General features: G+C 59.4%; 8 protein-coding genes. 3 read left to right on the top strand and 5 right to left on the bottom strand.

The window, feature by feature from the left end:
• A partial coding sequence (locus D0Z70_RS23750) for a LysR family transcriptional regulator (RefSeq protein ID WP_147418833.1) occupies window positions 1-489 on the bottom strand: 489 nt, incomplete at its 3' end.
• Window positions 490-605: 116 nt separating this feature from the next.
• On the opposite strand from D0Z70_RS23750, the gene D0Z70_RS23745 reads away from it, so the two are divergent.
• Window positions 606-1,304 carry a pirin family protein gene (locus D0Z70_RS23745; protein ID WP_119750645.1) on the top strand — a complete coding sequence of 233 codons (699 nt, stop codon included), beginning with the start codon at window positions 606-608 and terminating at the stop codon, window positions 1,302-1,304.
• 245 nt (window positions 1,305-1,549) lie between these two features.
• Here D0Z70_RS23745 and D0Z70_RS23740 read toward each other — a convergent pair whose 3' ends face one another.
• Window positions 1,550-2,329 carry an SDR family NAD(P)-dependent oxidoreductase gene (locus D0Z70_RS23740; RefSeq protein WP_119750643.1) on the bottom strand — a complete coding sequence of 260 codons (780 nt, stop codon included), beginning with the start codon at window positions 2,327-2,329 and terminating at the stop codon, window positions 1,550-1,552.
• A gap of 99 nt (window positions 2,330-2,428) precedes the next feature.
• Between D0Z70_RS23740 and D0Z70_RS23735 the strand changes: the two genes are divergently transcribed.
• On the top strand, window positions 2,429-3,319 hold the full coding sequence (locus D0Z70_RS23735; protein WP_119750641.1) for a LysR family transcriptional regulator: 891 nt from the start codon (window positions 2,429-2,431) through the stop codon (window positions 3,317-3,319).
• 546 nt (window positions 3,320-3,865) lie between these two features.
• Here the strand turns inward: D0Z70_RS23735 and D0Z70_RS23730 are convergent.
• Window positions 3,866-4,693, bottom strand: coding sequence for a TonB-dependent receptor (locus D0Z70_RS23730; RefSeq protein ID WP_182914100.1), 828 nt, complete (start codon window positions 4,691-4,693; stop codon window positions 3,866-3,868).
• Window positions 4,694-4,879: 186 nt separating this feature from the next.
• On the opposite strand from D0Z70_RS23730, the gene D0Z70_RS23725 reads away from it, so the two are divergent.
• Window positions 4,880-5,830, top strand: coding sequence for a caspase family protein (locus tag D0Z70_RS23725; protein ID WP_220475706.1), 951 nt, complete (start codon window positions 4,880-4,882; stop codon window positions 5,828-5,830).
• Window positions 5,831-5,993: 163 nt separating this feature from the next.
• Here D0Z70_RS23725 and D0Z70_RS23720 read toward each other — a convergent pair whose 3' ends face one another.
• Window positions 5,994-6,746 carry a glycosyltransferase family 2 protein gene (locus D0Z70_RS23720; RefSeq protein WP_119750635.1) on the bottom strand — a complete coding sequence of 251 codons (753 nt, stop codon included), beginning with the start codon at window positions 6,744-6,746 and terminating at the stop codon, window positions 5,994-5,996.
• 5 nt (window positions 6,747-6,751) lie between these two features.
• Window positions 6,752-8,263 (bottom strand): CgeB family protein, encoded by a 1,512-nt coding sequence (locus D0Z70_RS23715; RefSeq protein ID WP_182914099.1) that lies wholly within the window; start codon window positions 8,261-8,263, stop codon window positions 6,752-6,754.
• Window positions 8,264-9,214: the final 951 nt, after the last annotated feature.

The raw sequence follows: 9,214 nt of genomic DNA, 5'->3' as shown, positions 1-9,214 counted from the left end.
CACACCTTCGACACCGGCCGCCAAAGGCCCCGAAATGCCGACGACCGCCTGCCGGTCCAGCACCATCGCCGTGATCGCGCCGAGTGCCTCGACATGCAGGCGCAACTGCACCGTCGGGAATTCAGCGGCGAAGGCGCGCAGCACCTTGCCCAGCCGTTCGGATGGCAGCATCACATCGACGGCGAAATCGACCTCCGCCTCCAGCCCGTCAAGCAGCCCCTTCACCTTGGCGCGCAGCCCGTCCATGCCATGCGATATGCTGCGTGCTTCCGCCAGCAACGCCCGGCCCGCGACCGTCAATACGGGCTTGCGCGTGCCCTCCCGCTCGAACAGCATCAGGCCAAGCTGCGCCTCCAGATTGGCGATGCCATAGCTGATGACTGACACGGCGCGGTTGAGCCGGCGTCCGGCGGCGGCAAAACTGCCCGTATCCACGATCGTCAGAAATATGCGCAGCTGGTCGAAGGTCGGCGTGCCTGGCCTGTTCACTTTTCGATTTCCTCGAACGTTTCGTCCGCTTTTATCCCTCTGAGAAGGCAGGCTCGCAAGCGATAAAAGCATCTCCAACAGGGCGGCATATCGCCGCCTACCCTGGAGATACCGACATGATCGAACTTCGCCCCTATGACAGTCTCGGCGGTGCCAACCATGGCTGGCTGGACGCCAAGCATCATTTCTCGTTCGCTGGCTATCACGACCCTGCCCGTATGCACTGGGGCAATCTACGCGTGTGGAATGACGACACTATTGCGCCCCACACTGGCTTCCCGCCGCACCCCCATCGCGACATGGAAATCATCACCTATGTCCGCGAAGGGGCGATCACCCATGAGGACAGCCTCGGCAACAAGGGCCGGACCGAGGCTGGCGACGTGCAGGTGATGAGTGCGGGGACGGGCGTGCGCCACAGCGAATATAATCTGGAGGATGTGACCACCAGGATCTTCCAGATATGGATTGTCCCCACCCGCGCTGGCGAAGCGCCCAGCTGGGGTGCCAAGCCCTTCCCCAGAGGTGAGCGATCGGGCCATTTCGTGACGCTGGCTTCAGGCTATGAGAATGATAACGATGCCCTGCCAATCCGCACCGATGCCCGCATCGTCGCGGCAACATTGAAGGCCGGTGAAAGCGCCGAATATCCGTTGGGCCGCTATCGCAAAGCCTATCTGGTGCCCGCCACCGGCGCGATCACCATCGACGACGTTCGTGTCAATGCGCGCGATGGCGCTGCGATCAGCGATCTCGACGTGATCCGCGTGACAGCGATCGAAGACAGCGAAATCGTGCTCGTCGACGCTGCGTAATAAAAATGACGGCGTCAGCGCGCAACCGACATGCGCGCTGACGCCAGGCACGCGTCTTTTGAGCCTGACCGGACTCTCAGCGACCAATTTTGCGGCCTTAGTGCAGATCGTCCGTTGTTGAGGGGGCAATCGACCATCGCCTGCCGTTCAGTGACGAGGGCATGCATGGCCGCTCATCCCTTTCCATTGAGTGGTAGCACAGATCAGCAGCAGGACTGTTTCCGCAGTTTGGATCGGCCGCCCCATCAGGCAATAGTCGGTATGATCCCCCCTTCGACGCGGAGAGCCGCGCCGTTGGTCGCAGCAGCGAGCGGACTTGCGAGATAGGCGACCATCGCGCCAACTTCGTCCGCCTCGATAAGTCGCTGGATGAGCGAGAGGGGACGGAGCTTCGTGAAGAATTCGACTTCCCGTTCGGCTTCCGGCGCATCCTTGTGTTCGACGACCGAGCGAATGAAATCGACGATCCCTTCCGAGCGGGTCGGTCCGGGCAATACGCTGTTGACCGTGACCCCAGTTCCCCGCGTATGTTCGGCAAGGCCACGCGAGATAGAAAGCTGTGCTGACTTTGTCATGCCGTAATGGATCATCTCGGCGGGCGGCAGAAGTCCACTCTCGCTAGCGATGAACAACACACGGCCCCAGTCTTTCTGCAGCATCCGAGGGAAATAATGCCGGGCGAGGCGGGCACCGCTCACGACGTTGACCTCAAATATATGATGCCAGTCCTCGTCCTGAATGTCGGCAAAATCTTTGGCCTCGTAGATGCCAAGATTGTTGACGAGGATGTCGGTATCGGGAACGGCAGCGATCAGGACCGCGGCGCCTTCGGCTGTCGCGGGGTCTGCAAGGACGGGATTAACGCTGCCACCGATCTCGGAAGCGGCGGCTTCGATCTTCGCCGAATTACGACCGGTGATGGTAACGGCGACACCCTCAGCGGAGAGGCGTTTGGCTATCGCAAGGCCGATCCCGGCGGTCGATCCGGTGACAATGGCGGTCTTGCCGTTGAGATTGAGGTCCATGATTAACTCCTGCCAGTGAAGATCAACTGAATGGAAAATAGACATCCTCATCATTAATGCCTAGAATGCGCCTCATCACTTCAGAAGTGAATTGAAGTCATGGATAATCGTTTTGGCGACATCGAGATATTCCTGACCGTTGCAGGGGAGGGCAGCTTTGCAGGTGCAGCCCGCATGCTTCGTCTCACCCCCTCGGCGGTGAGCCGTTCCATCGCGCGCCTAGAGAAGAGGCTCGCAATCACGCTTCTGCGGCGGACCACGCGTGCCCTGGCGTTGACGGCGGAGGGTGCGTCCTATCGCGATCGGATGGGTGCCCTGATTGCGGACATGGCGGACGTTGAGAGGAGCCTGGGTCAGGCGGATCAACTCGCGCGCGGGTTGCTGCGCGTCAATGCCTCACCATCCTTCGGAGTCCACTGCCTCATCCCGGCTCTCCCCGGCTTTGCCGAACGCCATCCGGCCGTGAAGATCGAACTGACGCTTACCGACAGCATCGTCGATCTGGTGGAGAGGCGAGCAGACGTTGCGATCCGCATCGGTCCGCTTCGCGACACGCGGCTGCGTGCAAAAAAGCTGGGGCATAGCCGCATGACACTGGTCGCCAGCCCCGACTATCTCGCGCGTCGCGGCATTCCCCGGCAGCCCGACGATCTCGACGCACACGACTGCCTGCGTTTCAGCTTTCGCCGTTCGATCGATAGCTGGCCATTCCAGGTCGGTGATCGCGTTGTCCAGAAGCCGGTGGAAGGACGCTTCTTCGGCAATTCGGGCGAGGTCGTCAGGCAAATGGCAGTTGCAGGTTGCGGCATCGCCAGGCATGGGGTCTTCCACGTCGCGGCGGACATTAAAGCCGGGCGGCTGGTAGAGGTACTGGACGATTTCAATCCTGGCGATGGCGAGGACATCCACGCCCTCTACGCGGCGGAGGACCGCGCGGCGACGCGGATACGGGCGCTGCTGGATTATCTGGGTTCAATAGAGTTGATGTAAAGTGACGCCGACAGAGTGATGCCGAGTGGAAGCTATTCGTGCCTTGCATTACTGCCCTGACATTTCGCAAACGACCCATTCTTGCCGTTTAGCCGTGAAATTCCGATGCCCAGCTGTGGCCCGTCCGCTTTTCCGGCAGCTCGCGACCAACTGACGTCGTTCCGGTGCGATGTTGGAACATCGGCTCACCACAGAACCGACCTTTCGCAACTTTGTAAACTTTAGATTCGCCTCGGCCAGCGCGAACAGCGCGTCGTCATGCGACAACCTTCTGGCCGCCGCCACTGATCACTTATCGACGTGACATATGCCGACCAATAATGATAGCGGTAGAAACGTGAGTGCACTGCATAAGACGACCGTCCGATTGGACGTGCAGAGCGATGCTGACGGCTTTGCCCCTTACAAGTGACAGGCGATCTTTACGAGGCGTCACATTCCGGAATTTGCCGTCTATTGGAATGCGTCCCGTCGGCAGGACTACAGCGGCAAAGTTGCCCCTTCCTCCTCCAGTGCATCGCTAGCTACAGATATTCAAAGCAGGTTCTAAAAACCGTAGGACAGGCCCAGACTGGGACCATGGGTCGTCTTGGGTTCGGAAAATGACCCCGACCCGCTGATCGAGAAGAAGAATTGCGCACGATAGCGTATGTCCAGCGCGATGTTCGGGGCCAATCTGTGGCTCAAACCTACGGTCAGGTCGGGACCGATGAAGCTGGCGTCGTCATATTGCGGCGCGGCGATGCGGTCCTTGTTTTCCCGTCTGCCGACAAAGCCCATGGCGTTGGCGTAGAGCAGGGTGCGGCGATTCTCGTTAAGTGGTGCGGCGAGCGCAACGCCACCACGCAGCGAGAAAAGATCATAGCCGCCGCTGAAAGGCGCGGAGACGATGGTGGTCACATCGACCTTGTTTGTGAAGGGATTGGACGAATAATTGGTGACCTGCGACGTGAAACGAACCCGCGCCCGTTCATAGCGCACTCCCAGCGTCCAGGAGAGAAGATCGTTGATCCGGGTTTGGGCAGTCACCTCAAAATCGCGGCGGCGCAAATCTTGCGGCGTGCGCTGCTCGCTGAACATCAACTGCTGGAAAGTTTGGCCGGGAAAGTTGATGACCGACCCGCCCCGTATCGTCAGTTCCTTCGTGTCCGATCCGAACAGGCCGGTGGCGGTAAATGTTGTTGCAGGCAGGAAATCGTCCGACCGGTAGGAAATACTGCCGCCCTTCATCAAGACGGTAAAGGTTTCGGAGGTGAAACTGCCCGTGTCGCCCGCACCATTAGTCCCGAGTTGGTCCCCGCTCGACAGCGAATCGAACAGATACCAGCTGCGCGCCGCCAGCGTGACATCATCGGCAAGCGCAACAGATGGCATCACGGACAAAGCAAAAGCAGCAGCCCCACAAAAGCATTTCATCGATTTTTCCCCAATTCGTTACCCACTGTTCGTTGAGCATGAACCTACTATAGTGGCAACAGATAATCACACAGGCTATGCTGGAAAATATCGATCTGGAGCATCATGGATGATCGTTGTCGGCTTGATGAAATGGAGACGGTAGTGAACCCTGATTTTTCCCGGCGGCACCTTCTGTTGTCTTCGCTCGCCACTATACTGCCCCTGGCCAATGCGGCGGGTCTTTTCCTGCCGCCTCCGGCACGCGCTGCAAAATCGGACAAGGTGCCGGTCAACGCGCTGGTGATCGGTGCATCCTACGCCTCGGCCCCGGCCGCTTTCCATCTGGCCAATGCCGTCCGCGACGCCGAACTAGTCGCCCGCTTCCTGCATCAGGATCCCGCCCGCAAGATCCTACTCGCCAAGGATCCCGACCGGGCCGTCCTGGCCCATCTGCTAACCGGCTATCTCGACAGCCTCCAGTCCAGCGAGATCGCCTTCATCTATTTTGCCGGGCATGGCGTGCAAGTGGACGGCGTAAATTATATCGTGTCAGGCGATGGGGCGAGCCTGATCCCGATCGGCGACATCGTGTTGCGGGCGCGGCAACGGGCCAAGCTTGTCCTGCTGTTCCTGGACGCCTGCCGCAACAATCCCTTCGCCCTGAACCAGACACCCCATGTCGCGGGCGCACGCGCCGTCGACGTGCAACGGCTGCAAAGTCGCGGCCTCAAACGCACCGGATCGGCGGGCCAACCCGACGACGGCCTGCAATCGCTGCCACTCGATTCACCCGGTCTGCTGGCGTCCAACGGTCTGGCGCAATTTCGCCTTCAGGGCCGGGGCATCAAGGTCGTTTTTTCGACCGACCCCGGCAATGTCGCAATGGATGCAGCCAAAAACAGCGGGAACAGCCCTTTCACCCTTTCCCTCGTCAAGGCGCTGGCCCAGCCCAAATCACTTGACGATGCGCTGGCCGACGTCATCAAATCGGTCGTGCTGGAAACCGGCGGAGGGCAGACGCCCTGGGTTCAGGGGTCGTTGGAAGAAGCGATATTCATTTCGGGCCGCCCACCCCGCTATAACAACGGCGACGTCATCATGCCGATGCCGTAAAACGGCCCCGGCACCTGTCCCGGAATGCGCGACAAGGCGCATTTCGGTTGCGGCAAGCACCCTTGCCCCGCCCGGCCTCGTACAGAATGCATCCTGAATGGGAGGCCGGGTTGGGGGTAAGGGCAGGTGCGGGCGCGCCAAAGGCGCATTTTGAGACAAGCTCTCAGCGAAGCTCCAGCCAATCGTGGCGCTTCTTCATCAAATCATGCAGAAAATGGATATTCTTGTTTACGTTGGTTTCCGTCCTCAACATCGAACTATTATGCTGACGGTAGCGTGCCAGAATTTCGGGAAGATGAAGGGCGATCCTGTCCTCATTCACCATCCGCAGCCACAGGTCATAATCTTCCCAGCCATAGCGGATATTCTCATAGCCATCCATCGCCAGCAACATCGACCGGCGGAACAGGGCCATGGCATCTATGAAATTGCCATGCTTGAGGCCATCCTTAGTGAAAACGCCCGCACCGATCACATCGGCCTGCCCTTCAAACACCTCGAGCAGGCTGTAGGCCGCGTCAGCATCGGGACGAGCGGTCAGCGCTTCGACATGCTTTTCGATACAACGCGGATACAGGATATTGTCGGCGTCCAGCATGAAACAATAATCGGAACGGGACAAAGCTATGCCGGTATTGCGAGTGATCGACAGCTTGGCGTTTGCCCGGTTGCGGACCAGCAACATGCCCTTACGGCTCCTGCGCTGGTGCTGCATCCATCCGTGGACGGTATCGACCGAATTATCGGTGCTGCAATCATCCACCACGATCAGGCTGATATCATCCGTACTTTGAGCAAGAACGCTGTCGAGCGTTTCGACCACATGATGGGCATAATTAAAAAGCGGGACGATGATCGATACGCGGTTGTCGCGCGCGCCACGCTCGAACACATGGTCGCTTCCCTGAGTCTGCATCGCGCTTACATCCTTCCCAGTCTGGCCATCAGGGCGCGGCCATTGTCATGCAGTCGTGCCAGTTCGTGCCGCCCCGCCGCCGTGTCCAGTAGCCAAGCGATACGCTCGTCCATCTCGTCGATTGGGACCGCGACATAATGGTCGCCGGGCCGCACCATGCCGATGTCGGAACAGGGTTCGGTCACAGGCACGCATCCTTGGGCAATGCCCGTCAGCACCAAGCGATGCCATTCGAAATAATGGCTGTCGCCCTGATGGATGTTCAGCAATATTTTTGCATTTTTCGCGAGTTGGGCTAGGTCGCCGCTGCCGATCATGTTGGGATTGTCGGGCGTAACCGGGCCATGCAGCCGGGGAGCATGCAGGAAACAGTTATAGTCCGACAGCACAGGCGCAAGCTTCGCCAGAGCGCGCGCGCGCCGGTTGTTCAGCGCGCCGGCGAACAGGATGTCATAGGGCCGGTCGACGAAGCGGGCCGGGAAAGTCAGCGGCTTGACCGCGCGCAGGTCCGTGACCTGACGTGATAATGGAGCCTGTTTGAAATCGAAAACGCCATTGGCGCGGGGCAATAGCGGCAGGAAGCCGGCATGGATGCCAAGGCGCGACAGACCGCGCGCCGACAGCGGATTGATGTCCAGCGCTCGTCGGGAGACAAGCATCTTGTCCAGCGCGAGCGAGAACCAGGAGGTATGCCATTGTTCGGTATTGATATGGATTGCGCGCGCGGCCACCTCGGCGGGGAAATGCGTACCCGGCCCATAGACGCAATATTCATGCGGGGCGACAACGACGATCTCCATGCCATCCAGGTCAAGCCCGGCATGATCGGTCAGCATGGTCACCTCGAAACCCAGTGCCGCGATCGCTTCGGTGACATAGCGGGCAATGTCGGTGAAGAAGAAATTGCCCTTGTCCCAATGGAGCACCACCACCTTGCGACCGGAGGGCAGATAGTCAGCCATTCCGGGCAGGGGCGTGTCGGGTGCATCGGCCATAAACCTGTCGGCGGCCGATGCCCTGAATGCCCTGCGCCCCTCTCTCATGCCGTATCCGACATAATGTTCCAGAGGCTGGACGCTGCGCGTGTCAGGATGTTCCAGCGTATAGAATGTTCCGGAAAAAAGCGGCCCTGGATCGCGCAGAGGGTCCTTCACAGCTGCCGCCAGATAGTTTTCAAGCAATTCCAGTGGCGTGCCACTCACATTATATCGGCGGGCATACCAGTCCGGGTCGAACAGTCCGCTGGACAGAATTGCCGGCAGCAGGATGGTCGTGGGCTGGATATGCGGCAATGGTGCAAAATCGACACCGCCATTTCGCTGCTCGGACAAGCCGTGTTCAAGAAAATGATAGACTGGATCGTTGCGCGACGCGGCGACGTCGGGATAGCGGCTCAGATAGTCGGCGGCATCGAATAAGCCAAATCGCGCCAGTCTCCTGAGGGTGCGGCGCTGCACCCTCCAATAGGGCAGCCAGCGTCGCCACCCTAATGGCGGCCGGGCGAGTTCGATTGCCACCTGCTGAAACCAGGACGCTCTGGCCCGTTGCTCCAGCGCAAAACCATATGTCTCACGATATAGCGCTTCGACTATGGCAAGGCGCTCGATTGCTTCTTGACCCACTTGCCCATATTCACTTGGAGAGGGAGCAATTGTCTTGGGAGACTTTCTTTTTTTAAACCATCCAAGCCAAAACTTTTTTTGAGAACTATCTTGTTTACCCGCTTTCACCCAAACAGTCCCATATTAAATAACCAACCCAAATGACCGTGACGCCGAGCCACCCGGAAACCTCGGCTACCGGACACCCACGGCCGGTGATCTCGGCCACCGCATCACGCCTAAACTCTTCGCTGAAATTACATTTCCCGATGTTCGTCTCCCGCCCTTAAAATTTAGGATAGAAGACGTCCAGACATCTATTCGTGGATCGGCTCGACCACCGCGTCACGTCCTTCTCACTGCTCCGCATGTTGCCCGGCTCAAACACCCGCCCCGATCAAGCTGATCTGCGATTCACTCCCGCACCCGCGCGTTCTCGCGCGCTACACCTCCAGAACCGCCCTTATACAAGCTGTTGACGATTGCCTAGGCCACGATATTCCCTGCGCGGCCCGTAAATCCGGGACCGCCGCCGCTTCCCTGTCGCGGCACCCGGTCGGCCAGCGCGTATTCCGCGACGCGCATGTGAAGGCACTGGAGGCCCAAGCCACCTACAGGTCGGCGCGGAAGGCGGAAACCCGTCGGCGGAAGACGGGGATGCATGACCTTTTTGCGAGCCTGAGCGCAATGGATCCGGGCGAGCGGAGCGCGCTCGAAATTACCGGTGGCGTGGTCGCTGCACAGGATCGTGTCCCACGGGATGGTGTAGCTTATAGGAGCCACCGCCGATTTCGGCATCGGTTTGAGCCGATCATGTGCCGGGTACAGCCGACAGCATGACGATGGGATTGTCGCTCACGGGCGCCA

Source organism: Sphingobium terrigena (assembly GCF_003591655.1).
GTDB classification, from domain to species: Bacteria; Pseudomonadota; Alphaproteobacteria; order Sphingomonadales; family Sphingomonadaceae; genus Sphingobium; species Sphingobium terrigena.
Note: the sequence above shows the minus strand (reverse complement) of the source record. Positions and strands in the feature narration are given on the sequence as shown.